The following is a 233-nucleotide window of genomic DNA, read 5'->3' as shown; positions in this document are numbered from 1 at the left end:
TTTCTGGATGATGACCACGTTGACGTATTGATAAGACATAATGTTCTCTTTATTGAAAGTAATGATGCTGGATAAATTCGCTGATGTGCCGCAGACCGGTGCGCGGCGACAGATCGTTATTTTTGACGGCCTGTAGCGTCTGCTGGAAATAGCGGTCGAAATCAGTCCGCGCAAACAGCAGATGTAGGGCTTCTTCTTCAGCCTGCTGGTGTAACCAGTCCACCGCCTGCTGC

Annotated in this window: 1 pseudogene; it reads right to left on the bottom strand. The window is 49.4% G+C overall.

From position 1 onward, the window contains the following. Nucleotides 1–49 precede the first annotated feature (49 nt). Nucleotides 50–233: pseudogene (locus FDX22_RS15560) on the bottom strand (methylmalonyl Co-A mutase-associated GTPase MeaB); the annotation flags it as partial.

This window comes from Citrobacter sp. TBCS-14 (assembly GCF_005280805.1).
GTDB classification, from domain to species: domain Bacteria; phylum Pseudomonadota; class Gammaproteobacteria; order Enterobacterales; family Enterobacteriaceae; genus Citrobacter; species Citrobacter gillenii.
This window is presented reverse-complemented; position numbering and strand designations above follow the sequence as displayed.